Annotated in this window: 24 protein-coding genes; 19 read left to right on the top strand and 5 right to left on the bottom strand. The window is 57.6% G+C overall.

Annotation, left to right across the window (positions count from 1 at the left end; all coding sequences use genetic code 11):
- Positions 1-418: 418 nt before the first annotated feature.
- Positions 419-1,780: an HdeD family acid-resistance protein gene (locus ACB496_RS01865; protein WP_371974212.1), complete on the top strand. Its 1,362-nt coding sequence runs from the start codon at positions 419-421 to the stop codon at positions 1,778-1,780.
- Between the two features lie 64 nt (positions 1,781-1,844).
- The gene (locus ACB496_RS01860) at positions 1,845-2,798 is read left to right on the top strand and encodes a nickel/cobalt transporter (protein ID WP_371974210.1); all 954 of its coding nucleotides are present in this window, start codon (positions 1,845-1,847) and stop codon (positions 2,796-2,798) included.
- 33 nt (positions 2,799-2,831) lie between these two features.
- Here the strand turns inward: ACB496_RS01860 and proP are convergent, their stop codons facing one another.
- Positions 2,832-4,334, bottom strand: coding sequence for a glycine betaine/L-proline transporter ProP (proP, locus tag ACB496_RS01855; protein WP_100777950.1), 1,503 nt, complete (start codon positions 4,332-4,334; stop codon positions 2,832-2,834).
- 653 nt (positions 4,335-4,987) lie between these two features.
- Between proP and kdgT the strand changes: the two genes are divergently transcribed.
- Entirely contained in the window at positions 4,988-5,983 is a 996-nt protein-coding gene (kdgT, locus tag ACB496_RS01850) for a 2-keto-3-deoxygluconate transporter (RefSeq protein WP_100777951.1), read from the top strand.
- Positions 5,984-6,017: 34 nt separating this feature from the next.
- Here the strand turns inward: kdgT and ACB496_RS01845 are convergent, their stop codons facing one another.
- Both ACB496_RS01845 and crfC read right to left on the bottom strand, forming a co-directional pair.
- On the bottom strand, positions 6,018-6,899 hold the full coding sequence (locus ACB496_RS01845; RefSeq protein WP_102105749.1) for a diguanylate cyclase regulator RdcB family protein: 882 nt from the start codon (positions 6,897-6,899) through the stop codon (positions 6,018-6,020).
- Positions 6,896-9,250, bottom strand: coding sequence for a clamp-binding protein CrfC (gene crfC, locus ACB496_RS01840; protein ID WP_107702414.1), 2,355 nt, complete (start codon positions 9,248-9,250; stop codon positions 6,896-6,898). Before crfC ends, ACB496_RS01845 begins: the two co-directional genes overlap by 4 nt.
- A gap of 601 nt (positions 9,251-9,851) precedes the next feature.
- Between crfC and ACB496_RS01835 the strand changes: the two genes are divergently transcribed.
- The 16 genes from ACB496_RS01835 to phnP all read left to right on the top strand — a co-directional run bounded on the left by ACB496_RS01835 (position 9,852) and on the right by phnP (position 21,639).
- Positions 9,852-10,187 (top strand): zinc ribbon domain-containing protein YjdM, encoded by a 336-nt coding sequence (locus tag ACB496_RS01835; RefSeq protein ID WP_100777954.1) that lies wholly within the window; start codon positions 9,852-9,854, stop codon positions 10,185-10,187.
- A gap of 145 nt (positions 10,188-10,332) precedes the next feature.
- On the top strand, positions 10,333-10,764 hold the full coding sequence (gene yjdN, locus ACB496_RS01830) for a VOC family metalloprotein YjdN (protein WP_100780778.1): 432 nt from the start codon (positions 10,333-10,335) through the stop codon (positions 10,762-10,764).
- 132 nt (positions 10,765-10,896) lie between these two features.
- Positions 10,897-11,685, top strand: coding sequence for a phosphonate ABC transporter ATP-binding protein (gene phnC / locus ACB496_RS01825; protein ID WP_194514330.1), 789 nt, complete (start codon positions 10,897-10,899; stop codon positions 11,683-11,685).
- Positions 11,686-11,748: 63 nt separating this feature from the next.
- Positions 11,749-12,771 (top strand): phosphonate ABC transporter substrate-binding protein, encoded by a 1,023-nt coding sequence (gene phnD, locus ACB496_RS01820; protein ID WP_149045011.1) that lies wholly within the window; start codon positions 11,749-11,751, stop codon positions 12,769-12,771.
- A gap of 51 nt (positions 12,772-12,822) precedes the next feature.
- Positions 12,823-13,602, top strand: a complete 780-nt coding sequence (gene phnE / locus ACB496_RS01815; protein ID WP_100777957.1) for a phosphonate ABC transporter, permease protein PhnE — start codon at positions 12,823-12,825, stop codon at positions 13,600-13,602.
- Positions 13,603-13,622: 20 nt separating this feature from the next.
- Complete coding sequence (gene phnF / locus ACB496_RS01810; protein WP_371974205.1) at positions 13,623-14,348, top strand: phosphonate metabolism transcriptional regulator PhnF; 726 nt, start codon at positions 13,623-13,625, stop codon at positions 14,346-14,348.
- Positions 14,349-14,801 (top strand): phosphonate C-P lyase system protein PhnG, encoded by a 453-nt coding sequence (phnG, locus tag ACB496_RS01805; RefSeq protein WP_100777959.1) that lies wholly within the window; start codon positions 14,349-14,351, stop codon positions 14,799-14,801.
- Positions 14,798-15,382, top strand: coding sequence for a phosphonate C-P lyase system protein PhnH (phnH, locus tag ACB496_RS01800; RefSeq protein WP_371974203.1), 585 nt, complete (start codon positions 14,798-14,800; stop codon positions 15,380-15,382). The genes phnG and phnH overlap by 4 nt, the downstream gene beginning before the upstream one ends.
- Positions 15,382-16,446, top strand: coding sequence for a carbon-phosphorus lyase complex subunit PhnI (locus tag ACB496_RS01795; RefSeq protein WP_371974201.1), 1,065 nt, complete (start codon positions 15,382-15,384; stop codon positions 16,444-16,446). The genes phnH and ACB496_RS01795 overlap by 1 nt, the downstream gene beginning before the upstream one ends.
- Entirely contained in the window at positions 16,439-17,284 is an 846-nt protein-coding gene (gene phnJ, locus ACB496_RS01790; RefSeq protein WP_100777962.1) for an alpha-D-ribose 1-methylphosphonate 5-phosphate C-P-lyase PhnJ, read from the top strand. The genes ACB496_RS01795 and phnJ overlap by 8 nt, the downstream gene beginning before the upstream one ends.
- Positions 17,281-18,036: a phosphonate C-P lyase system protein PhnK gene (gene phnK, locus ACB496_RS01785; RefSeq protein WP_194514336.1), complete on the top strand. Its 756-nt coding sequence runs from the start codon at positions 17,281-17,283 to the stop codon at positions 18,034-18,036. Before phnJ ends, phnK begins: the two co-directional genes overlap by 4 nt.
- Positions 18,037-18,045: 9 nt before the next feature.
- On the top strand, positions 18,046-18,726 hold the full coding sequence (gene phnL, locus ACB496_RS01780; protein WP_107702422.1) for a phosphonate C-P lyase system protein PhnL: 681 nt from the start codon (positions 18,046-18,048) through the stop codon (positions 18,724-18,726).
- Positions 18,723-19,859 (top strand): alpha-D-ribose 1-methylphosphonate 5-triphosphate diphosphatase, encoded by a 1,137-nt coding sequence (phnM, locus tag ACB496_RS01775; protein ID WP_231276194.1) that lies wholly within the window; start codon positions 18,723-18,725, stop codon positions 19,857-19,859. The genes phnL and phnM overlap by 4 nt, the downstream gene beginning before the upstream one ends.
- Complete coding sequence (gene phnN, locus ACB496_RS01770) at positions 19,856-20,407, top strand: ribose 1,5-bisphosphokinase (RefSeq protein ID WP_371975203.1); 552 nt, start codon at positions 19,856-19,858, stop codon at positions 20,405-20,407. Before phnM ends, phnN begins: the two co-directional genes overlap by 4 nt.
- Positions 20,400-20,834, top strand: coding sequence for an aminoalkylphosphonate N-acetyltransferase (gene phnO / locus ACB496_RS01765; protein ID WP_107702424.1), 435 nt, complete (start codon positions 20,400-20,402; stop codon positions 20,832-20,834). The genes phnN and phnO overlap by 8 nt, the downstream gene beginning before the upstream one ends.
- 46 nt (positions 20,835-20,880) lie before the next feature.
- Complete coding sequence (gene phnP / locus ACB496_RS01760) at positions 20,881-21,639, top strand: phosphonate metabolism protein PhnP (RefSeq protein WP_371974197.1); 759 nt, start codon at positions 20,881-20,883, stop codon at positions 21,637-21,639.
- Between the two features lie 43 nt (positions 21,640-21,682).
- On the opposite strand, the gene yjdP is transcribed toward phnP, so the two are convergent.
- Both yjdP and ACB496_RS01750 read right to left on the bottom strand, forming a co-directional pair.
- Positions 21,683-22,003: a DDRRRQL repeat protein YjdP gene (gene yjdP / locus ACB496_RS01755; protein ID WP_100777969.1), complete on the bottom strand. Its 321-nt coding sequence runs from the start codon at positions 22,001-22,003 to the stop codon at positions 21,683-21,685.
- 104 nt (positions 22,004-22,107) lie between these two features.
- Positions 22,108-24,387: an ATP-binding protein gene (locus ACB496_RS01750; protein ID WP_371974195.1), complete on the bottom strand. Its 2,280-nt coding sequence runs from the start codon at positions 24,385-24,387 to the stop codon at positions 22,108-22,110.
- Between the last annotated feature and the right edge of the window lie 90 nt (positions 24,388-24,477).

Genomic DNA, 24,477 nt, shown 5'->3' with positions numbered 1-24,477 from the left:
CGTTTAGAATCCATGTCACTTTGAGTGCCCACACAGATTGTCTGATAAATTGTTAAAGAGCAGTGCAACGCGGCTTTCGCTCACCGTTGCGAGGTGGCGTATATTACGCTTTCCTCTTTCAGAGTCAACCCTGAATTTCAGGATTTTTTCTCTTCAACCGAACCGGCTGTTTGTGTGAAGTGATTCACATCTGCCGTGTCGATGGAGGCGCATTATAGGGAGTTCTCGTCAGCCCGCAACCGCTAAATGACAGAAAAATGACTGACTGCTGCATTCCACAGCAAAACCCCGCCTTATACCCTTTTGCACACAGACTTATCCACAACCCGGCCAGTATTACCGACACGTTTCTCACTCATCACGCACTAAACGACCCAATAAGCTATATATGTGGAAGGCTATTTCCGGACGTTTTCCTATGATGCGACTGATCCTGATCCTGCTGGGTATCGATTTCCTGCGTTCACACTGGCGCGGGCTTCGCCGCTTTGGCTGGATCACTCTGATCGCCGGCACCGTCATCTTCATCGACGCCATGGACGGGTCGCTGTTCTTCCCGATTGAACCTTTCGCCTGCCTTCTATTATTCGAAGGTGCCCTTACATTAATGGTGGCGCACAGCGGCATGGGCGGGCAGCGCATTTTACGCTATGTCAAAGGTGCCACCTTTTCACTCGCCGCGGTTCTGATCCTGGCGGGGAACCACGATGGCGATATTGTACTGGCGATCATCTTCGGCACGCTGTTCTTGCTCGATGGTTCGCTACAAATAGCCTCCGCCCTGGTCGTTCGTTATCAACGCTGGCGCTCCGCCCTGGCAGGCGGGATCGTCGAGATCGCGCTGGCCATCTTCTTCTATCAGCCCTGGCCGTCAAATTATGCCGGCACCGTTCCTTACTGTCTGGGCCTGGGCCTCGCCTTCGCGGGATGGAACATGTTTATCCTCGCCAACCGCGTCAAAGTGGCCGCCGCCAACCCGGGTCTTAAAGGCGAAGAATATATGGAAGAAGCAGATACGCTCCCGCCCGCGACTGTGGAATGGGATGGCCCGCCGGAAGATGACGAAAAAGCGCTGACGGTTCACATCTGGACTCCCGTAGGTTCCGCGCCCGGCGAAACCATCCCTCGCCCGGTCATTAACCGTTATATCGCCGCCGTGGATCAAAACGGCATTATCTCCACCGGCCACGCTGCGCTGGAATCTCCTGGCGGGATCTATATCAGTCTGTACCCTGCGGAACTCATCGACCGCTCGCCGGATGCCTTCGCCCGACTGTTGCGGGCGACGCCGGAGAATAATGTGCAAGGGCTGTTCCAGCCCGACTATGCAACAGAGTCAGCGCAATGGTGCCCCTCTACGCGAAAAGTACGCATCCGCAATTACAGTGAAACCCGCCTGAGCGCCTTCTGGGAAAACTACCGTCAGAATGCATCCTACAATTTGACCCACCGTAACTGCTCCAGCAGCGTGGCGCGAGCGCTGGAAGCCGCGCTGGAGGGATCCGTCGGAAGACTCTGGCAAACGCGCGGGTTCTGGCTGGCGATTGGAAAGCTGATGTCCACGCCGGAACTTTGGGTCGCACTCCAGCTGCGTAAACGCGCCGAGACCATGGCCTGGACGCCAGGGCTGGTGCTGGACTACGCCCGCGCCCTGAGCATGCTTGCCGATCCACGCCCGACAGGCTGGTTTAATACCCTGGGCCGGGCGCTGAAAAAAATGTTCCACCGCCGGGTCGCATGGGTGAAAGGAAAAAGCGGCGAAGGGATGACGGAAGAGTAAACCTCAGCGCGCTCGCGATCATAAGCGCTATACTTGCCAAAAATCCTCTCCCGCAGGCCATACCATGACCACACAACGTCTCGCACGTGACTGGCGTCTCCCCACTGCCGGGCTGATGGCGCTGGGCATTCTGCTGGCAGCCTTTACGCTACACGCCCACTGGAACGCCTTTATTCAGTGGTGCCTCGCAACGCAAATCACCCTGCACCGCTATCTGGTGATGTACCTTCTGCAACTCAATAATCACCAGTACGCCGGTGGGCTGTGGCTACTGACGGGCGCGTTCTTTTATGGTGTGCTTCACGCCATTGGGCCAGGCCACGGCAAATTTATCGTCACCACCTATCTCTCGACTAATAAAGAAAGCCAGCTCGCCGCACGCGTGGTGCCCTTCCTTGGCAGCCTGATGCAGGGTGTAAGCGCCATTCTTTTCGTCTTTATTCTGGCCGTGGGGTTTAATCTCGCCTCCGGCGATCTCAGCGCCAGCCGCTGGTATGTGGAAAAAATCAGCGCGGTCATGATTGGTGCATTCGGCGTATTTGTCATTTACCAGGCGCTGAAAAGCCTGCGCCCTCGCAGGATGACGGTTCACGCCCTTAAACCTCTTCATCAACATGATGAAAGTTGCGGCTGCGGTCACCACGGTGTGGGTGCCGCGCTGAATGGGGAAAACTGGAAAATACGTCTGGGGGTAATCCTGGCCATCGGCGCGCGCCCATGCAGTGGGGCGATTATGATTCTGATGTTCTCGAACGCGCTGGGTATTGTGACCTGGGGAATTGCGGCGGTAATGACCATGTCCCTCGGCACGGCGCTGTCGATCATGGGACTGTCGCTGGCGGTGCGCTATGCGCGCGAACGCACGGTGGCGCTCTTCGGCGGAGAGTCTCACCTGAGCTGGCTGGTGCCGGTGGCAAAAATTGCCGGCGGGATTGTGCTGATTCTATTCGCGACGGTGCTGTTCTTAACGGTCATTCCCATCAGCGCTAACGGCGACTACATTGCCGCAGGCTGCTAATAAAAAACCCGCCAGCGGCGGGTTTTTCGTTTGTTACTCGTTAATCCGTGGATGCTGATCCACCAGACGAGAACGTTTCTTCTGCAGCTCTTCAATCTCTACGTCAATGTCATCAATTTTCTGTTCAACATTATCGTAGTGCTCGCGCAGGATATCTTTCGCTTCCTGAATATCCGATGCCGCCGGCGTCGCTCCTTTCAGAGGTCGGTTGGCCGTCTCTTTCATCGTCAGACCGGTCGCTAAACCGATAACCGCGATAACCATCAGATAATAAGCCGGCATCATCAGGTCCTGGGTGCTTTCGACCAGCGAGGCCGCCAGTGTCGGCGTCAGACCCGCAATCAGTACCGAGATATTAAATGCTGCCGCCAGCGCACTGTAACGAATGTGCGTTGGGAACATCGCCGGGAGCGTTGACGCCATCACCCCGATGAAGCAGTTCAGGATCACCGCCAGCATCAGCAGACCGGCAAAAATCAGCCCCAGCACATTACTGTTAATAAGGATAAAGGCCGGAATCGCCAGGGCGAATAACGCGACGCTACCCAGAATAATGAACGGACGACGACCGAAGCGGTCACTCATCAGACCCATAATCGGCTGCACAAACAGCATACCAACCATGATGGCGATAATGATCAGCACGCCGTGATCTTCTGAATAGTGCAGGTTATGCGACAGGTAGCTCGGCATATACGTGAGCAACATGTAGTAGGTCACGTTGGTCGAAATCACCAGACCGATACAGGTCAGCAGGCTACGCCAGTGTTTGGTCGCAATTTCGCGGAACGAAACTTTCGGTCCATCCTGCAGGCCTTCGCGATCGCCCTGCTCCAGTTTCTCCACGTGCTGCTGGAACGCCGGGGTCTCTTCTAATGCATGACGCAAATAGAGGCCGATGATACCCAGCGGCAGCGCCAGGAAGAACGGAATACGCCAGCCCCACTCGAGGAAGTTCTCTTCCCCGACGACGGTGGAAATCAATACCACCACGCCCGCACCCAGCACAAACCCGGCAATCGAGCCAAAGTCCAGCCAGCTTCCCATAAAGCCGCGTTTACGGTCCGGGGAGTATTCGGCAACGAAGATCGATGCGCCCGTATACTCACCGCCGACGGAGAAGCCCTGCGCCATTTTACACAGCAGCAGCAATATTGGTGCCCAGATGCCAATGGTGGCGTAAGACGGGATCAGGCCGATACAGAAGGTACTTATCGACATAATCACGATTGTGATGGCGAGAATTTTCTGGCGACCATATTTATCGCCCAGCATCCCGAAGAACAACCCACCGAGCGGGCGAATCAGGAAGGGTACAGAGAAGGTACCTAGCGCTGCAATCATCTGCAGGCTGGGATCGGCGCCGGGGAAGAAGACCTTACCGAGTGCATAGGCAACGAAGCCGTAAACACCGAAGTCAAACCATTCCATCGCGTTACCCAGCGATGCGGCAGTGATGGCCTTGCGCAGCTTGCTGTCATCAATAATGGTGACATCGCCGAGCGTAATGGGTTTTACTTTTTTCCTTTTAAGCATTGCTATCCTCGTAGACTCAGCCCTGTCCATACCACAGAAACTCATGCGGTCTGTAAAGTGAGATTCGCCTCATGCGAATCTTCTTCTTCAAGCGTAGCAGGTTTACTTACATTGACATTTACTGTCGATACAACCGAACCTGTTGACGCCTGTCTGGGCAGTTAGTGACCTCTTTACCCTACCAGCGTTTAAATTAGTGATCAACTTCACAAAAACTTACGTATGGCGTCAGAAGTTGTCAGAAAACGTAAGCACCCCTCTCTCTTTCGTTACGTTTTAATCGCATTCAGACGATTCTTCCGCTGGTTATTATTCCTCTCGCAATTAAATAAAACACTGACTTTCATTTACATCCAATTCACAGCTTTTTTAATTACAAGCGGTCAATCTCTTCGTTTACGCAAATATGTGATCAAGATAACTAAAACACTGTTTTATTTTCATTGAATCGCAATTCCAATGATCGCATGATAAGCCCGAACACGCCGCGATGGCTGCAACTCACCAACCGTTTAACACGTGTAAACGGGCTGCGGTTTGTGCATTACCAGACGGAACTTCAGACAGTTAAATTTTCGTAATCATTTGAATGTAATCATTAATATTACCTGACTTGTCCGCCAGAAACGCGAGATGAGATGTGAGGATTTATCATGAAGATTAAAGCCACAATTGAACGCATCCCTGGCGGGATGATGCTGGTTCCCCTGGTCCTTGGCGCAATATTAAATACCCTTGCGCCAAATACCGGCGCTTATTTTGGCGGATTCACAAAAGGGATGATCACCGGCACCGTTCCCATTCTGGCGGTCTGGTTCTTTTGTATTGGCGCCTCTATTAATTTACGGGCTACAGGTACCGTTCTGCGTAAATCAGGTACGCTGGTCATTACCAAAATTGCGGTCGCCTGGGTCGTCGCAATGGTCTGCGCCATGTTTATTCCTGAGAACGGAATTCAGACCGGATTCTTCGCCGGCTTGTCCATTCTGGCGATTGTTTCGGCAATGGATATGACCAACGGCGGTCTCTACGCCAGCCTGATGAACCAGTACGGCACCAAAGAAGAGTCTGGCGCCTTCGTTTTAATGTCGCTGGAATCCGGTCCGCTGATGACCATGCTGATCCTGGGCTCCGCCGGTCTGGCCTCGTTTGAACCGCACCACTTCGTCGGCGCAATTCTGCCGTTCCTGATCGGTTTCGCACTGGGTAACCTGGACACCGATCTGCGCGATTTCTTCAGCAAAGCCACGCCGGTGTTGATTCCGTTCTTCGGCTTCGCACTGGGTAACACCATCAACCTAGGCGTGATTATGGATACCGGTCTGCTGGGCATCGCCCTGGGCGTCGCGGTTATCATCATCACCGGTATTCCACTGATTATCGCAGACCGCGTGATTGGAGGAGGGAATGGGACCGCAGGTGTCGCTGCGTCATCTGCTGCAGGTGCAGCCGTGGCGAACCCGGTGATTATCGCGCAGATTAACCCGGCCTTCGAACCGGTGGCCGCCTCGGCAACCGCGCTGGTTGCAGCGGCTGTGATTGTGACCGCGATTCTGGTACCGATTATTACGGCGCTGTACGCCAAACGCTACGGCAATATCCCGCAGGCCGAGTCAGAGCCGCAGCCGGTTGAATCCTTACATCACTAAGATTTCTACGCCCTCTCTTCGGAGAGGGTTTTGGTTATCCCTCGCCAAACACCTCACTCACCATCGCATCCGCCAGCCTTTTCGCTGAGCAGAGTCTCGGCATTCCCAGTGCCACCGTCTGCCAGCTTTGCGTCACAGACCAGCTCACCGGATGACGGTCAGGATGACACCAGTCCCCCAGCCAGCCCAGCATATCCTTATGGTCCATTAAGCCCGTTGAAATCGGTGTGGCAAGCCACTGGTGATAGAAATGGCGAGTGGCGGGAGAAGCGTTGATGCCCTGCGCCAGATAATTTGCCGCCAGGCTGCGTAAATTGTCTTTCAGCATCGCGCCAACGTCTTCGTTTGCCAGGCGACAGGCATCGCCAAACGCCCCCCAGCGCAGCTCTTCCAGCGCGAGGTAACAGCGCCCGGCCAGCGACCAGCCATCGTATTGCCCGGCCCGCCAGTGGGTAAAAATTTGCTCACTATGTTCGCCCGCCTGCACCGTCAGGCCACGCTGGGAAAGTGCTTTCTCTTTATAGGCTGCACGCTGGGAAAAATGGGCAGAGAGATCGTCGTACTGCTGCATCAGGCCCGGAGACTGTTGCCCCTGGCGGCTGGTCTGCTGGCGCAGCGTGGTGAGTTTTTCCGTCATGCGCGTCAGCGCCAGATGGCCGGGATCGAACATCCCCGCCAGTTTTTCCGCAAGCCCCAGCCGCAGGGCAGCATTTTCGCTGAACATTCCCGTCATCGCCCAGGGCCGAAGCTTCGTCTGGGTCATGATCTCCTGAGTTAAACGCTCACGAAATTGCTGCTGCTGAGGGGCGAGAGGGGGGAGACGCACCGCGTCCACCCCTTGTACCAGATCGACCATAAACTTCGGATGAATACACTCCAGCGTCCGCCCGGGACCGTCCAGTAGTTGTGTTGTCATAGTTGCTCAGCCGCGAATAAGGTTTGAATATCATCGCGTAACAGTCGGGTATCTTCCTGAATCCACGTCGCAGTAGTAATACTTTGCTGCAACAGCTGGCTAAGCGCTCGGGTGGAGTGCTCGTTTTGCTGGCGCACTGCGAGGCTATCACGCAAGCTTTCCTGTAACCCGGTCAGACATAACGAGAATTCTGCGAAAAACGTCGCCATTCCTGCCGTAACAGAGACATCGACCTGCGCCACCAAAGCTTTACAGATTTGTTCACAAAATTGATCAATATGCTGTTTAAATCGCTCATGAAGCTGCGCGATGTCAATAACATATCGGGTGCGTGTCATCACGTAATCTTCAAAACCCCAACCCGGATTGTTCAGCCAGCGCGACACTGTCTCACGCACGCTGCCTGAGGCCGACACATCACCCGCCGGACGATTTTCCGACGCAATGGCGTCAGTAAACAGCCCACGCGTGTTGAAATTAAGCTGACTCGCCTGGAACGCCGGGAAGCTGATCCGCGCCCGGAAACCGGCATGGCTCAGCTCTTCTTTAATGCGTTTCTCAATGGGGCGCATCGCTTCGTTAAGGGAACGCGCCAGCGTGGACTCAAGCTGGTCAAAGCGCAGCGCCAGCTCGCGGCTGATTTTTCCCTGCGCATCCAGCATGATCAGCTCGCAGGAGGAGCGGATTTTGCTCAACACAATCTGCGCCTGCCCTTCATCATCCAGCACCAGCTGCCCCATCTCTTCCTGGGAGCTATTTCTCAGGCTCATAGGCTGGATGCCCGCTAAATCGAGAATATTATCTCTGTTAAAGATGTGGCCGATGGCCTGCTGAATCTGGCTTTTCTGCTGCGAAATAAACGCGTTCGCCGCATCCAACGCCTGTTCCACTTCATGCCCCACTTCGTCGCTGACGACCTCCTGGCGCATCTGCAACAGCGCCATATCCTCTTCAAGACGCGTGATATTTACCTGCAGCTCCTCGAAGGCCACCGTCAGCCCCTGATAGCGAAAATCCAGGTACTCGCGGGCATTCTGCGCGTAATTCAGCAGCTTATGGGAAGCCGATCGCAGGGCATAGAGCGACGCGTTGGCGTAAGCGGCGTAGATCAGTTTGCGGATCGGCTGTTCGAATAACGAATCTTCCCACAGCAGATCGGCTGCATGGCGAATATGCTCAACATCATCCAGATCCGCCGTCCGCCAGCGACGTCCGAGCGCCGCTTCGGCAAAATCCTGCACCCAGCGCTGCTCCTGAGGGTTCGGCAAGCGGCCATGGCTGGCAATTTCATAGCGCGCGCGGTTGGCGAGATAGGCCCACATCGACGACACCGGATAAATCTGCCCCGGCGAAATATTGCCTTTCATCAGCGTGCCGGAGATCATCGCCCGCACCTGCTCTTCGTCATCGCTGTTGCGATCTTTCTGATCAAACTTATTCACCAGCGCATACAGCGGCACCGATTTTCCGACCGCCGAAATAGCCTGTCGCACCTCTTCATCGGAGATCGATTTCAACTGGGTGTAGTCCATCACCGCCAGCACCGCCGACGAGCGCGCCAGCTGTTCACTGAGCATTTTCTGCAGATGCGGCTGTCCGGCTTCGTTCGGCCCTGGGGTGTCGAGCAGTGTCAGCTGGCCCAGATGGGAATCCAGCCCGGCAAGATGGACAAATTCCACCTCAATAACCGGAATATGTTCAATCGCCGCATATTCCGAGAACGGAAAATCGACGCCGAGCGCTTTCGACAGACGCACCAGATCGTTGAGGTTTTTCAGACACTGGAAAATCGGCTGCGCGCCCAGATAGTGTTTTTCAAACGCTTCGCCCTGCTCAATACGCCCGAGCAGCGCGTTCATGTCTTTATCGATCTCAAGGCGCTGAGTCAGTTTTCCCCGATCGTGATTGCAGAGTTTCTCCTGCAACTGCTTGATCAGCGTATCAATTGGCGACACATGGGCGAAGTGCAGCACCGGCTCGGTCTGGCCAGGCGTATGGCGGATCAGCGTTGGCAGCGCGGTCATCGGGCGATTGCGGTTTGGCAACACCTCGGTTCCAACGATGGCATTAATAGTGGTCGATTTCCCGGCTTTCATGGTCCCGACAATCGCCAGCACCATCTCCAGACGGGTAATTTTGCGTAATTCGTTATTAAGCATAGAAAGCTGCGTTTCAACGCCACGGGTGCTGAAATGCAGAGGCAGAACATTATTCGTCTCCCCGGTCATCGCAGCGGTGGTGCTATCCAGCACCGCAATCGGCATTGATTTCAGGGCGTCAAGATTCTGCAAAGCAAGTTGCAGAAGCCTTTCCGCTTCCTGGCTTAATTCAAAAATTGTTTGTGTATGCATGATAAAAGCCTTTCCTTAACGCAAATTTATTACTTTTATTTAGCCGGATAGTTTTAATAATGAAATTTCGGCTTTTTAGATTACGCGTGGAAAATATGTTCAATGAATATAAGCGCCTGATGACAAACCGGAATATATTCGGCCTGAAGCGTAGAGCGCTCGTACGCTCCTCTCGACAAAGAAAGCCGAAAGATAATGAGCGTAGACCATTTCTTATGAAGCTATAGGATATATCAAAGTAATTTACCCACCCAAAATGAGAGGTAATTCCCGCACGCCTAAGGAGGAATGGCAATCGCGGGTGCCGTTGATAAATAACAACTGCTCACCTCACCTTATCCGAAATGACAGTACCTGGCAATTTACGCAATAAAATATTCGATATATTTCGTCGCGCCGTTTAAATCTTAAGTACGCTGTTAGCATCGCTTAAGTGACTGACAGAAAGTGTCACTCCAGACACGGCGATTTCACTCTTCGCAAAAAAAATAATATCACCGACAACGGTGTGGACTTACGCTATACTTGACGCCTTTTTCGGCAAACTGCCATCTTTTGGCTGGCGCTTTCCAGCCCCGTTAGCACTTTTGAGGAACTCAATATGTCACTTCCACACTGCCCAAAATGTAATTCCGAATACACCTACGAAGATAACGGGATGTTCATTTGTCCTGAATGCGCCCATGAATGGAATGATGCAGAGCCAGCGCAAGACAGCGATACGCTGATTGTAAAAGATGCCAACGGTAATCTGCTGGCCGATGGCGATAGCGTCACCGTGGTAAAAGACCTGAAAGTCAAAGGCGCCTCTTCGATGCTGAAAATCGGCACCAAAGTGAAGAATATTCGTCTGGTTGAAGGCGATCATAATATTGACTGCAAAATTGACGGCTTTGGCCCGATGAAGCTCAAATCTGAGTTCGTGAAAAAGAACTGATATATAAGCTTTTATTGTTTTGTAGGCCGGATAAGCGCAACGCATCCGGCCAGTTGCCCGGCGGCGCTGCGCTGACCGGGCCGACAGAATATTGTACAAAATTCGTACTACACTTAACGAGCTTCTCTTACCTGAGGTAATGATTATGTCGTTAAGTCCCTACATCTCATTCGCCGGAAACTGTGCAGAAGCCATCGCCTTCTACCAGCAAGCAGTCGGCGCAGAACTCACCTATAAAATCACCTACGGCGAAATGCCCAAAGACGAAAACAGCGAAGAAGGCTGCCCGTCTGGCATGACATTCCCGGACACCGCGATTGCCCACTCCAACGTTCGTATCGCTGGCAGCGAAATCATGATGAGCGACGGCGTGCCCGGCGGTAACGCCCAGTACGCGGGTTTCACGCTGGTGCTCGACACCCAGGACGTCGCCGAAGGCAAAGGCTGGTTCGACAAGCTCGCCGCGGGCGGTAACGTTGAAATGGCCTGGCAGGAGACCTTCTGGGCACACGGTTTCGGCAAAGTGACCGATAAATATGGCGTGCCATGGATGATCAACGTCGTTAAACAGCAGTGATCGTCTGGCGGAGGCGCCCCCTCCGCCTGTCATCCCATTCACTTCAACTCTTCAAAATCCCGCAACCAATACTTAACCTAAATGTCACATTAATCCGCCAGCATGAGGCCACATTTATCGTGAGGCCTGAACATGCAAACTGTCATCCGCGTCGAGAAACTGAGCAAGACCTTTCATCACAACAAGGCTCTGCATGCCGTTGATCTGACTGTCCAGCAGGGCGACATGGTAGCGCTGCTCGGGCCTTCCGGCTCCGGAAAATCCACCCTCCTGCGCCATCTCAGCGGCCTCATCACCGGCGATAAAACGCCGGAAAGTCACGTCGAGCTGCTGGGGAAGACCGTGCAACGCGCGGGCCGTCTGGCGGGCGATATTCGTAAAAGCCGTACGCAAACGGGCTGCATCTTCCAGCAATTTAACCTGGTGAATCGCCTGACGGTGCTGGAGAACGTCCTGATCGGCGCCCTCGGCAGTACCCCCTTCTGGCGCACCTGCCTGCGCTGGTTCTCCCCGGCACAAAAACAGCAGGCACTCCAGGCCCTGACCCGCGTCGGGATGGCCCATTTCGCCCATCAGCGCGTCTCTACCCTTTCTGGCGGCCAGCAGCAGCGCGTGGCCATCGCCAGAGCCCTAATGCAAAAAGCCAAAGTGATCCTCGCCGATGAACCCATCGCCTCGCTGGACCCGGAATCAGCCCGCATCGTGATGGAAACCCTGCGCGACATTAACCAGAACGACGGCATCACCGTCGTGGTCACGCTGCATCAGGTGGATTACGCCCTGCGCTACTGCGAGCGCATCGTCGCCCTGCGTCAGGGCCATGTGTTCTATGACGGCGCAAGCCAACACTTTGATAACGAACGTTTTGACCACCTGTACCGCAGCATTAACCGCGTCGAAGAGAACGCGCAGGCTGCGTAATTTCACGAAGCGTTCAGGCTGGCAAATGAACTGGCCTGGAACAATGCCAAAAGAGGATGATAGATGAGCTATAAAGCCGTTGCCGCGCTGGCCTTCACCAGCATGTTCAGCATCAGCACCCTGTTAAGCCCGGCCTATGCGCAGGAGCAGGAACAGGAAAAAGCCCTGAACTTCGGCATTATTTCGACAGAATCACAGCAAAACCTGAAACCCCAGTGGGAACCCTTCCTGAAAGATATGGAAACCAAACTGGGCATCAAAGTGAACGCCTTCTTCGCCCCGGATTACGCGGGCATCATCCAGGGGATGCGTTTTAACAAAGTCGACATCGCCTGGTACGGCAACCTCTCCGCCATGGAAGCGGTGGACCGCGCCAACGGTCAGGTCTTCGCCCAGACCGTCGCCGCAGACGGCTCACCGGGCTACTGGAGCGTGCTGATCGTCAACAAAGACAGTCCGATCAACAACCTCAACGATATGCTCGCCAAACGCAAAGATCTCACCTTCGGCAACGGCGATCCAAACTCCACCTCCGGCTTCCTGGTCCCGGGCTATTACGTCTTCGCCAAAAACAACGTCTCCACCAGCGAGTTCAAACGCACGGTTAACGCCGGACACGAAACCAACGCGCTGGCCGTCGCCAACAAGCAGGTCGACGTCGCCACCAACAACACCGAAAACCTCGACAAACTGAAAACCTCCGCGCCGGAAAAACTGAAACAACTGAAGGTGATCTGGAAATCGCCACTCATTCCGGGCGACCCGATTGTCTGGCGCAAAAACCTCTCTGAGGGCACCAAAGACAAGATCTACGACTTCTTTATGAATTACGGCAAAACGGCGGAAGAGAAAACGGTTCTCGAACGTCTGGGCTGGGCACCGTTCCGCGCCTCAAGCGATCTGCAGCTGGTGCCTATCCGTCAGCTGGCCCTGTTTAAAGAGATGCAGGGCGTGAAGGACAACAAAGGGCTGAACGCCGAAGAGAAGACCAGCAAAGTCTCTGTGATTCAGGCGCAGCTGGAAGATCTGGACCGCCTGACCGCCGCGCTGAGCGCGATGACGTCAGTGAACAAAGCGGTGCAGTAACCGTCCCTCTCCCTCTTCCACACGAAGAGGGAGAGAACATTAGGAGAACTCATGCAAACCATCACCGTCCCACCTCCGAAACGCAGCTGGTTCTCGTTGATAAGCTGGGCCATTCTGCTGGCGGTGCTCGTCATCTCCTGGAAAGGTGCGGAAATGGACCCGCTGATGCTGGTCAAAGACTCCGGCAACATGGCGACCTTCGCGGCAGACTTCTTCCCGCCAGACTTCAGCCAGTGGCAGGACTACCTCGGCGAAATGGCCGTCACCATGCAAATCGCCGTCTGGGGCACCGCGCTGGCGGTCATCCTCTCTATTCCGTTTGGCCTGATGAGCGCCGAAAACATCGTCCCCTGGTGGATTTACCAGCCGATGCGCCGCCTGATGGACGCCTGTCGCGCCATCAACGAAATGGTTTTCGCGATGCTCTTTGTGGTCGCCGTCGGTCTCGGCCCGTTTGCTGGCGTCATGGCGCTGTTCATCCACACCACCGGCGTGCTCTCCAAACTGCTGTCTGAGGCGGTTGAAGCCATCGAACCCGGCCCGGTTGAAGGCATCCGCGCCACGGGGGCCAACAAAATCGAAGAAATTCTCTACGGCGTCCTGCCGCAGGTCATGCCGCTGCTGATCTCCTACTCCCTCTACCGTTTCGAATCCAACGTTCGCTCGGCAACGGTGGTCGGCATGGTCGGCGCGGGCGGGATTGGCGTCACCCTGTGGGAAGCGATTCGCGGCTTCCAGTTCCAGCAAACCTGCGCCCTGATGGTCTTAATCATCATCACCGTCAGCCTGCTGGATTTCCTCTCTCAACGTTTGCGTAAGCACTTCATCTGAGAAGCGAGGCTTTGATTTCCATGCACTTATCCAGACATCCGACCAGTTACCCCACGCGCTGGCAAGAGATCGCCGCCAGGCTCGAAATCGAGCTGCGCACCCACTACCGCTGCGGCGACTATTTGCCCGCCGAACAGCAGCTCGCCGACCGCTACGAAGTCAACCGCCACACCTTGCGCCGCGCCATTGACCAGCTGGTGGAACGCGGCTGGGTCCAGCGCCGCCAGGGGATTGGCGTACTGGTGCTGATGCGCCCCTTCGACTATCCGCTGAACTCCCAGGCGCGTTTCAGCCAGAACCTGCTCGATCAGGGCAGCCACCCGACCAGCGAAAAACTGCTCTCGGTACTGCGCCCGGCCTCCAGCCACATCGCTGATGCGCTGGGGATTCAGGAGGGCGACAACGTCGTGCATCTGCGCACCTTAAGACGCGTCAACGGCGTGGCGGTCTGCCAGATCGACCACTACTTCGCCGACCTCACTCTATGGCCGACGCTGCAACATTTTTCCAGCGGCTCACTGCATGACTTTCTCTTCGACGCCACCGGCATCGCCCTCAGGCGCACCCAGACGCGGATCAGCGCCCGTCGCGCGCAGGCCAAAGAGAGCAAGGTGTTGGAGATCCCGAACATGGCACCGCTGCTCTGCGTGCGCACCCTCAACCACCGTGACGGCGTGGTCAACGCGACGGAATACTCCGTCAGCCTGACCCGCGCCGACATGATTGAATTCACCATGGAGCACTGAATGCACTTCGATACTCCCACTCGCCAGCGCTGGATGAGCGCCCTGGCCCACAGCCAGCCCGCCGCCCTGCGCGAGCGTCTGCGCCTGCTGAATCTCGCTCCGGAATACGACACCCTGCGCGCCCCCGAGATCGGCCTGGTGCAGATACAGGCGCGGATGGGCGGCACCGGCGACCGTTTTTTTGCCGGAGACGCCACCCTGACCCGTGCGGTGATTCGCCTTAAGAGCGGCACCACGGGCTACAGCTACCTGCTGGGGCGCGATAAACAGCACGCCGAGCAGTGCGCCGTCGTCGACGCGCTGCTGCAGGAACCCACCCATTTTCAGTCGTTAATGGAAACCTTAATTGCCCCGCTGGAAGCCGACCGTGCCGCGCGCATCGCCGCCCGTCAGGCCGAAATCAATACCAGCCGGGTCGACTTCTTTACGCTCGTTCGCGGAGATAACGCATGACGCTTCAACCCGCTTTTACCCACGCCGTGCAGGATGCCCAGCACAGCTTTCGTCGCCTCCTGAAAGCCATGAGCGAGCCGGGCGTAATTGTCTCGCTGCATCAGCTCACCCACGGCTGGCAGCCGCTGAATCTCGCCACCACCAGCGTACTGCTGACATTGGCGGATAACGACACGCCGGTCTGGCTGTCGGCCAGCATGGCCAACGACATTGCCAGCCAGAACCTGCGCTTTCACACCAGCGCCCCACGGGTGGATCAGCCGCAGCAGGCGGTGTTTGCCGTGGCCGACGAGCTGATTAGCCACGAGCAGCTGAACGCGCTCTCGTCCGGCAGCGCCGTCGCCCCGGAGACCAGCGCCACGCTGATTCTGCAGGTCACAAGCCTCAGCGGTGGGCGCATGTTGCGCCTGACCGGAGCCGGGATCGCCGACGAGCGCATGGTCGCGCCACAACTGCCCGAATGCATCATTCACGAGCTCACTGAACGTCCGCATCCGTTCCCACTGGGGATCGACCTGATCCTCACCTGCGGCGAACGCCTGCTGGCAATCCCACGGACCACACATGTCGAGGTGTGCTGATGTACGTTGCCGTTAAAGGGGGCGAGAAGGCGATAGCCGCCGCCCATGCGCTGCAAGAGCACAGAAGACGCGGCGATGAAGCGCTTAGCGAGCTGAGCGTCGCGCAAATCGAACAGCAGCTAAACCTGGCCGTTGACCGGGTGATGACCGAAGGCGGAATTGCCGACCGCGAGCTGGCGGCCCTGGCGCTGAAACAGGCCAGCGGCGATAACGTCGAAGCCATCTTCCTGCTGCGCGCCTACCGCACAACGCTGGCCAAACTGGCGGTCAGCGAGCCGCTGGACAGCGCGAAGATGCGACTGGAGCGCCGCATTTCCGCCGTCTACAAAGACATTCCCGGCGGCCAGTTGCTCGGCCCCACCTACGACTACACCCACCGCCTGCTCGATTTCACCCTGCTGGCGAACGGCGAAGCCCCGAGGCTGAACACCTCAGACGCAGAGCAAGAATCCGCTCCCCACGTCTTTAGCCTGCTGGCGAATCAGGGGCTGGCGAAAGCCGAAGAGGACACGGGCCGCGTGCCGGCCGACGTCACCCGTACACCGCCGGTCTATCCGTGCTCGCGCGCCTCGCGCCTGCAACAGCTAATGCGCGGGGACGAAGGCTATCTGTTAGCGCTGGCCTACTCCACCCAACGCGGTTACGGGCGCAACCACCCGTTTGCTGCCGAAATCCGCAGCGGGTTCGTTGAGATCGATATCGTGCCCGAAGAGCTGGGGTTTGCGGTCAACGTCGGCGAACTGCTAATGACAGAGTGTGAAATGGTGAACGGCTTCGTGGCCCCTGAAAACGACGCGCCGCACTTTACGCGCGGCTACGGCTTAGTGTTCGGCATGAGCGAGCGCAAGGCGATGGCGATGGCGCTGGTCGATCGCGCGCTCCAGGCCCCGGACTATGACGAGACGATTTCCGGCCCGGCGCAGGACGAAGAGTTCGTGCTGGCCCACGCGGATAACGTTGAAGCGGCGGGCTTTGTATCGCACCTCAAACTGCCGCATTACGTCGATTTCCAGGCGGAACTGGAACTGCTGAAACGTCTGCAACGGGAGCGCAATCATGGCTAACCTCAGCGGCTATAACTTTGCCTATCTGGACGAACAAACCAAGCGCATGATCCGCCGCGCGATTTTAAAAGCCGTGGCGATTCCCGGCTATCAGGTCCCGTTTGGCGGCCGCGAAATGCCGATGCCCTACGGCTGGGGCACCGGCGGCATTCAGCTGACTGCCAGCGTGATTGGCGAAGCGGACGTGCTGAAAGTCATCGACCAGGGGGCGGATGACACCACCAATGCCGTGTCGATTCGCAACTTCTTCAAGCGCGTCACCGGCGTGAACACCACCGAGCGCACGGAAGATGCCACCCTGATTCAGACCCGCCACCGCATCCCGGAAACGCCGCTGACGGAAGATCAGATTCTGATTTTCCAGGTGCCCATCCCTGAGCCGCTGCGCTTTATCGAGCCGCGCGAAACGGAAACCCGCACCATGCACGCCCTCGAAGAGTACGGCGTGATGCAGGTGAAACTGTACGAAGATATCGCCCGCTTCGGTCATATCGCCACCACCTACGCCTACCCGGTGAAGGTGAACGGGCGCTACGTGATGGACCCATCGCCAATCCCGAAATTCGATAACCCGAAAATGGACATGATGCCCGCGCTGCAACTGTTCGGCGCCGGACGCGAAAAACGCATTTATGCCGTGCCGCCCTACACCAGCGTCGAAAGCCTCGATTTCGACGATCACCCGTTCCGGGTGCAGGAGTGGGACGAGCCGTGTGCCATCTGCGGTTCAAAACACAGCTATCTCGACGAAGTGGTGCTCGACGATACGGGCAAACGCATGTTTGTCTGCTCCGACACCGATTTCTGCCGCCAACAGAGTGAGGCGAACGGCCAATGAAACCGCTGCTTTCGGTGAACAACCTGACCCATTTGTATGCGCCCGGCAAAGGCTTTAGCGACGTGTCGTTTGAGCTGTGGCCTGGTGAAGTGCTGGGGATTGTCGGCGAGTCCGGCTCCGGCAAAACCACCCTGCTCAAATCCATCTCCGCACGCCTGACGCCGCAAACCGGCGAGATCCGTTATCAGGATCAGTCCCTGTACGACATGAGCGAAGCCGAGCGCCGTCGCCTGCTGCGCACCGAGTGGGGCGTGGTGCATCAGCATCCCATGGACGGCCTGCGCCGCCAGGTCTCGGCGGGCGGAAACATTGGCGAACGGCTGATGGCAACGGGCGCGCGCCACTACGGCAATATCCGCGCGACTGCCCAGCAGTGGCTGACCGATGTCGAAATCCCGGCGTCGCGTATCGACGATCTGCCAACCACCTTTTCCGGCGGAATGCAGCAGCGCCTGCAAATCGCCCGCAACCTCGTCACCCATCCGAAACTGGTGTTTATGGATGAACCGACGGGCGGGCTGGATGTCTCCGTGCAGGCGCGTTTGCTCGACCTGCTGCGCGGCTTGGTGGTAGAGCTGGATCTGGCGGTGGTGATTGTTACCCACGATCTGGGCGTGGCCCGCCTGCTGGCAGACCGTCTGATGGTGATGAAGGAGGGTCAGGTGGTGGAAAGTGGATTAACCGACCGCGTGCTCGACGATCCGCACCACCCGTACACTCAGTTGCTGGTTTCATCGGTATTGCAGAACTAAGAGGCCAACATGATCCGCGTAGAAAATGTGAGTAAGACGTTTGTGCTCCACCAGCAAAACGGCGTGCGACTGCCGGTGCTGCAAAATGCCTCTCTTGAGGTCAAAAAGGGGGAATGCGTGGTGCTGCATGGCCATTCGGGCAGCGGAAAATCAACGCTGCTGCGCTCCCTTTACGCCAACTATCTGCCCGACCAGGGCCACATTCATATCTGTCATGGCGACGAGTGGGTGGATCTGGTGCAGGCCCCGGCGCGCAAAGTGCTGGAAGTCCGCCGGGCGACGATCGGCTGGGTGAGCCAGTTTCTGCGGGTGATCCCGAGGATCTCCGCGCTGGACGTGGTCATGCAGCCCCTGCTGGATTTGGGCGTCTCCCGCGACGAATGTGCGGCGAAAGCTGCCCGGCTGCTGACGCGCCTCAACGTCCCGGAACACCTGTGGCACCTGGCACCGTCGACGTTCTCCGGCGGCGAGCAGCAGCGCGTGAATATCGCCCGCGGCTTTATCGTCGATTACCCGATTTTACTGCTCGATGAACCGACCGCCTCGCTGGATGCCAAAAACAGCGCCGCCGTCGTCGAGCTGATCGAACAGGCCAAAGCGCGCGGAGCGGCGATCGTGGGGATCTTCCACGACGCCGCAGTCCGCGATCGCGTGGCGGATCGTCTTCATCCGATGGGAGCCGCAGCATGATCATCAATAACGTCAAACTGGTGCTGGAAAACGACGTGATCGCGGGATCGATCGACATTCAGGACGGCGTGATTCGCACATACGCCGAAACCCAGAGCCGCTTGCCGGAGGCGATGGATGGCGACGGCGGCTGGCTGCTGCCGGGGCTTATCGAACTGCATACGGATAATCTGGATAAATTCTTCACCCCGCGCCCAAAGGTGGACTGGCCGGCCCACTCGGCGATGAGCAGCCACGACGCGCTGATGGTCGCCAGCGGCATCACCACGGTACTCGACGCCGTGGCGATTGGGGATGTGCGCGACGGCGGCGACCGTCTGGAGAATCTTGAAAAGATGATCAACGCGGTGGAAGAGACGCAAAAGCGCGGCCTGAACCGCGCCGAGCATCGCCTGCATCTGCGCTGCGAACTGCCGCACCACACCACCCTGCCGCTGTTTGAAAAGCTGGTTGGCCGCGAGCCGGTCTCTTTGGTGTCGCTGATGGACCACTCACCAGGCCAGCGTCAGTTCGCCAATATCGAGAAGTACCGTGAATATTATCAGGGCAAATACGCCCTGAATGACGAGGAAATGGCACGCTACGAAGAGGAGCAGCTGGCGCTGGCGGCCCAATGGTCCCAGCCGAACCGCCTGTCGATTGCGGCGATGTGCCGGGAGCGTAACATCGCGCTGGCAAGTCATGACGACGCCACGCACGACCATGTGCGGGAATCCCATCAGCTTGGCAGCGTGATCGCCGAATTTCCTACCACGTTTGCCGCAGCAGAAGCCTCCCGCCAGCACGGAATGAACGTCCTGATGGGCGCGCCCAACATCGTGCGCGGAGGCTCGCACTCCGGCAACGTGGCGGCCAGCCAGCTGGCGGCGCTCGGCCTGCTGGATATTCTCTCCTCAGATTACTATCCGGCGAGCCTGCTGGACGCGGCCTTTCGCGTCGCCGATGACACGGGCAACCCTTTCACCCTGCCGCAGGCCATTCGTCTGGTGACCAAAAACCCGGCTGACGCGCTGAACCTGAGCGATCGCGGGGTGATAGGCGAAGGCAAACGGGCGGATCTGGTGCTGGCGCATCGCAAGGGCGAGCACATCCATATCGACCACGTCTGGCGTCAGGGAAAACGGGTGTTCTGATGGGAAAACTGATCTGGCTCATGGGGCCGTCCGGCTCCGGAAAAGACAGCCTGCTGTCGGCGCTGCGCCAGCAGGAGCATACGCAATTGCTGGTGGCGCATCGCTACATCACGCGCGCGGCGAACGCGGGCAGCGAGAATCATATTGCCCTGAGCGAGCAGGAGTTTTTTACCCGCGCCGGGCAGAACTTACTGGCACTGAGCTGGCACGCGAACGGCTTGTACTACGGTGTGGGCATTGAGATCGACCTGTGGCTGCACGCCGGTTTCGACGTGCTGGTGAACGGCTCGCGCGCCCATCTGCAACAGGCCCGCGCGCGCTACGCCCAGGCGCTGATGCCGGTCTGTTTGCAGGTTTCACCGGAAGTGCTGCGCCAGCGTTTGCAGCAGCGCGGGCGCGAAAGCGCGCGGGAGATCGACCTGCGCCTGGCGCGTGCAGCGCGCTACACGCCGTCGGACTGCCATCTGCTCAATAACGACGAAAGTTTGCTACAGTCAGTCGAGAATTTGTTATCGCTTATCCGTCAAAAGGAGAAACAACATGCCTGACTGCCAGCTGCGCCCCGCCACTGCGGACGATGCGCAGGCCGTTTACGGTCTGATCTGTGAGTTAAAACAGGCGGAATTCGACCAGAAAGCCTTTCACGCCGGGTATCTCGCGAATCTTCAGGATCGTAACATGCACTACCATCTTGCGGAGCTGGACGGGCACGTTGTCGGGATGATTGGCCTGCATTTGCAGTTTCATCTGCATCACGCCAACTGGATCGGTGAGATTCAGGAGCTGGTGGTATTGCCGCAGGCCCGTGGCCTGAAAGTCGGCAGCCAACTGCTGGCCTGGGCCGAAGCGCAGGCGCGACATGCAGGTGCTGAGATGACCGAGCTGTCGACCAGCGTAAAGCGCGTGGATGCGCACCGGTTTTATCTTCGCGAAGGGTATGCCCAGAGCCATTTTCGTTTTACCAAAGCGCTATAAAACCTAAGCACAGCGCCGCCTGGCAATGTCGTTAAAGGGGGAAACCATGGCCCTAACCATCCAACTGACCGGCACCGGCGGTGCCCAGCTGGTACCTGTCTTCGGCTGCGACTGCGCGGCCTGCCGCCGGGCGCGTTTGCAGGAGGCGCATCGCCGTCGCCCGTGCAGCGCGGTCGTGACCTTCAACGACGCGGTGACGCTGCTGGACGCGGGCATTCCGCACCTGATGGACGACTGGCCCGCGGGCAGTTTTCAGCAGTTTTTACTGACCCACTATCATATGGATCATGTCCAGGGGCTGTTCCCGCTGCGCTGGGGCGTGGGGGCGACGATTCCGGTGTACGGCCCGCCGGACGAGGCAGGCTGCGACGATCTGTTAAAACATCCCGGTCTTCTCGATTTCAGCCATACCGTCCAGCCCTTTGTGGTGTTTGAGCTTCAGGGGCTGCGCGTAACGCCGCTGCCGCTCAATCACTCAAAACTGACCTTCGGCTATCTGCTGGAGAGCGCCCACAGCCGCGTGGCGTGGCTGTCGGACACTGCCGGGCTGCCGGACAAAACGCTGAAATTTTTACTCAATAATCATCCGCAGGTGATGGTGATCGATTGCAGCCACGAACCGCGCGAGCAGACGCCGCGCAACCATTGTGATTTAAACACCGTCATCGCGCTCAACAAAGTCATTGGCTGTCCGCAGGTCATTTTGACGCACATCAGCCATCAGTTCGACGTATGGATGATGGATAACCCGCTGCCAGAAGGGTTTGAGGCGGGGTATGACGGGATGAGAATCGTGCTGGACTGAGCGGCACGCCGGGCGTCAGGCTGCACGCATCTCACGGATTTCCTCACCGGTCGTAATCATCTTCCAGCCTGCGCTCATCGTCCTCGAGCTGACGCCGGTCCTGATCGAGCTGGCGCTGCCTGTCGTCTAACTGACGGCGACGATCCTCAAGCTGTCGACGACGATCATCGTACTGGCGACTGTCCGTACGACGGCTCTCTTCATAGCGGTCATCGTCGTCATTCTGACGGCTGCTGGTGGGGTTGTACGCTTCGCCGATCGCCTGCTGGATATTCCCAATGGCGTCGTCAATGATATCAGCGTGGGCAAGCTGGCTGGTTAATGACAGCAGGCCAAATAACAGAGCGGTGGTAGAGCGTTTCATAGAGCCAGTCTCGCAGCAGGTGAGCTGGCTTTACGTTAATCATCGGCGCTCAGACGGAGTAGCGGAGGAATCTCAAAACGCGCCTTTCATGCAGGCGGTACGCGTTATGCCGACGCCTTACGGAGCGCCTGTGCCAGCTGCGCTCGGGTGAAGGGTTTTCGTAGCAACTCCACGTCCGGCAGCTGCGGATTGTGGGTGGGGCGTAAATCCTGCCCGCTCACCAGCAGCACCGGCAGATGCGGGAAATGGGTGCGGACGTGGTGGATCACCTCTGCGCCACTTAACGCCCCCGGCAGCATCAGGTCGCTGATAAAGAGTTCGATATCGGCCGAGGCCTCCAGCATCTTCAACGCCTGCTCGCCCGTTTCCGCTTCGAGCGTCAGATAGCCGAGCTGATGCAGCTGTTCGCATAACGTCTGACGCACGTCGCTTTCATCTTCAAGCACCAGCACCAGCCGGTCGCTCTGTTCTGACTCCGTTGCCGCCAGCCCTTCATCATGCTCCACCACCGCCTGCGCGGAGCGCGGAAGCTGCAGGCGCACGGTGGTTCCCTGCCCCGGTGCGCTTTCAATTTCAACGCGCCCACCGGACTGGCGCACAAAACCGTAGACCATCGACAAACCCAGCCCGCTGCCGCTGCCGGTCTGTTTCGTGGTGAAGAACGGCTCGAAGACCTGAGATTTCACTTCCTGTGACATCCCGCAGCCATGGTCGATCACCTCCAGCGCCACCATATCCTGCCTGCGCCCGTCGCTGCGGGTGACACGCTGATTCCAGGTGCGAATGCGGATCACACCGCTCTGCCCCTCCATCGCGTCGCGGGCGTTCATGACCAGATTGATAATCGCGTTTTCCAGCTGGCTGACGTCAATCCACGCGGGCCACGCCGGGTGCTGCGCTTCGATATCCAGCGTCAGGGTGGCCGGGAGCGAGTGGCACATCAGCTCGCCGAGGTTTTCCAGCAGCGGTTTCATTTCCACCGCATGCGGATGCAGAGACTGTTTACGCGAGAAGGCCAGCAGCCGCTGGGTCAGGAGCGCGCCACGCTCGGCGGCTTTCAGCGCGCGGGTGATGCGCGGCGCATCCGGCGACTCGGGATCAACCAGCTCCAGGCTGCCGATAATGACCGCCAGCAGATTGTTAAAATCGTGCGCCAGCCCGCCCGTCAACTGCCCGACCGCCTTCATTTTTTGACTGTGCAGCAGCGCCTCTTCCAGCCCCACGCGTTCAAGCCGGTCGATCTCCATCTGCGTCGTTTTCTCTTTCAGCAGGCGGGTGGTGTGCTCAAGCGACGCGGTGTTACGTGCAAACACGTTGAATGCACGTGCCAGTTCGCCAAGCTCGTCGCGGCGCTGGAGGGCCGGTACCGACACATCCGGCTCGCCGTGGGCCAGGCGCGACATCGCTCTGGAGATGGCCGTCAGGTTGGAGCCTAAATTGCGGTAGATATACCAGCAGGCGCAGCCGGTGATCATCAGCGCCAGTACAGCAAACACGCTGATAAAGACGCTAATAGAGCGCAACTCCTGATGACTCTGGGCGGTGCGCAGCTCCGACGCCTGGGCTACCTGCGCCACGTACTGGTTGATATCGCTGTTTAAAATCGCCACCAGCGCTTTGATGTGGAACATGTACCAGTTGATCGTCAGATCGCTCTCTTCGAGCTGCTTCGAAAGCGGCGCGAGCTTTTGCAGCTCGGCGTTGAAATCGGGCAGCACAAAGTCAATCACCGGCTGGCGGGCGGTCTCTGGCAGCGTGATGGTTACGGTATTCAGCTGCTGAATGGTAGCGCGCGGCGACGGCGTTTCGATGGCCGCCATAATCAGGCGGTCCATTTCAGCAAGCTGGCGCGCGTCCGGCACGTTGTCGCCGAAGCGACGGTTGATATCCTGCAAATGGCGTAAAAAACTTTGGCTTTGATAAAGCGAACTGAGCAGCGCGTTGCGCTCCAGATGACGTCGCTGACCGCGTTCCAGCATCCCGGTGACGCTTTGCTGTAACTCATTACTGCGGCGAATGATTCGCGCCACCAGCGCCGGTTCCTGCTGCGCCAGCGGTGCATCGGCGAGCTGCTCAAGGGAGTGACGCAGTGCCGTCTGCGTCTGCTTCAGGCGATCCGCTTCGCTTTTGTACTCCAGCGCCCCCACCACCTGCGAAAGACGCACCGCCGCCGTGGCCACATTGGCGGTGTCGCGCGCCAGATTCATGCTGCCGGTCATGTCGTTTAAGGTCTGCTGCTGCACCTGCTCCTGAATCTGGCTGGCATGCCGAAAGCCCAGCACCGCCACGCCGCTGACCATCAATGTCACCGCCACCACCAGCAGATTGAAGATCAGCAGGCGGCCACGGGCGCTGGCAAAAAAGGGAGGGCGGCGTGATGGCATGGTGGCTCCGGTGAGAGGAAAAAGGCTCAGAATTGTGACGCCCGTTAACTATTCATAACTATGACAAATATGAACGGCTTCTGACATTTT

It is taken from the genome of Lelliottia nimipressuralis, from assembly GCF_041464075.1.
In the GTDB taxonomy this organism is placed as follows: domain Bacteria; phylum Pseudomonadota; class Gammaproteobacteria; order Enterobacterales; family Enterobacteriaceae; genus Enterobacter; species Enterobacter nimipressuralis.
This window is presented reverse-complemented; position numbering and strand designations above follow the sequence as displayed.

Coding starts and splice junctions, on each gene's coding strand:
- ACB496_RS01865 (WP_371974212.1), top strand. CDS start 419: ATGATGCGACTGATCCTGATCCTGCTGGGTATCGATTTCCTGCGTTCA.
- ACB496_RS01860 (WP_371974210.1), top strand. CDS start 1,845: ATGACCACACAACGTCTCGCACGTGACTGGCGTCTCCCCACTGCCGGG.
- proP (WP_100777950.1), bottom strand. CDS start 4,334: ATGCTTAAAAGGAAAAAAGTAAAACCCATTACGCTCGGCGATGTCACC.
- kdgT (WP_100777951.1), top strand. CDS start 4,988: ATGAAGATTAAAGCCACAATTGAACGCATCCCTGGCGGGATGATGCTG.
- ACB496_RS01845 (WP_102105749.1), bottom strand. CDS start 6,899: ATGACAACACAACTACTGGACGGTCCCGGGCGGACGCTGGAGTGTATT.
- crfC (WP_107702414.1), bottom strand. CDS start 9,250: ATGCATACACAAACAATTTTTGAATTAAGCCAGGAAGCGGAAAGGCTT.
- ACB496_RS01835 (WP_100777954.1), top strand. CDS start 9,852: ATGTCACTTCCACACTGCCCAAAATGTAATTCCGAATACACCTACGAA.
- yjdN (WP_100780778.1), top strand. CDS start 10,333: ATGTCGTTAAGTCCCTACATCTCATTCGCCGGAAACTGTGCAGAAGCC.
- phnC (WP_194514330.1), top strand. CDS start 10,897: ATGCAAACTGTCATCCGCGTCGAGAAACTGAGCAAGACCTTTCATCAC.
- phnD (WP_149045011.1), top strand. CDS start 11,749: ATGAGCTATAAAGCCGTTGCCGCGCTGGCCTTCACCAGCATGTTCAGC.
- phnE (WP_100777957.1), top strand. CDS start 12,823: ATGCAAACCATCACCGTCCCACCTCCGAAACGCAGCTGGTTCTCGTTG.
- phnF (WP_371974205.1), top strand. CDS start 13,623: ATGCACTTATCCAGACATCCGACCAGTTACCCCACGCGCTGGCAAGAG.
- phnG (WP_100777959.1), top strand. CDS start 14,349: ATGCACTTCGATACTCCCACTCGCCAGCGCTGGATGAGCGCCCTGGCC.
- phnH (WP_371974203.1), top strand. CDS start 14,798: ATGACGCTTCAACCCGCTTTTACCCACGCCGTGCAGGATGCCCAGCAC.
- ACB496_RS01795 (WP_371974201.1), top strand. CDS start 15,382: ATGTACGTTGCCGTTAAAGGGGGCGAGAAGGCGATAGCCGCCGCCCAT.
- phnJ (WP_100777962.1), top strand. CDS start 16,439: ATGGCTAACCTCAGCGGCTATAACTTTGCCTATCTGGACGAACAAACC.
- phnK (WP_194514336.1), top strand. CDS start 17,281: ATGAAACCGCTGCTTTCGGTGAACAACCTGACCCATTTGTATGCGCCC.
- phnL (WP_107702422.1), top strand. CDS start 18,046: ATGATCCGCGTAGAAAATGTGAGTAAGACGTTTGTGCTCCACCAGCAA.
- phnM (WP_231276194.1), top strand. CDS start 18,723: ATGATCATCAATAACGTCAAACTGGTGCTGGAAAACGACGTGATCGCG.
- phnO (WP_107702424.1), top strand. CDS start 20,400: ATGCCTGACTGCCAGCTGCGCCCCGCCACTGCGGACGATGCGCAGGCC.
- phnP (WP_371974197.1), top strand. CDS start 20,881: ATGGCCCTAACCATCCAACTGACCGGCACCGGCGGTGCCCAGCTGGTA.
- yjdP (WP_100777969.1), bottom strand. CDS start 22,003: ATGAAACGCTCTACCACCGCTCTGTTATTTGGCCTGCTGTCATTAACC.
- ACB496_RS01750 (WP_371974195.1), bottom strand. CDS start 24,387: ATGCCATCACGCCGCCCTCCCTTTTTTGCCAGCGCCCGTGGCCGCCTG.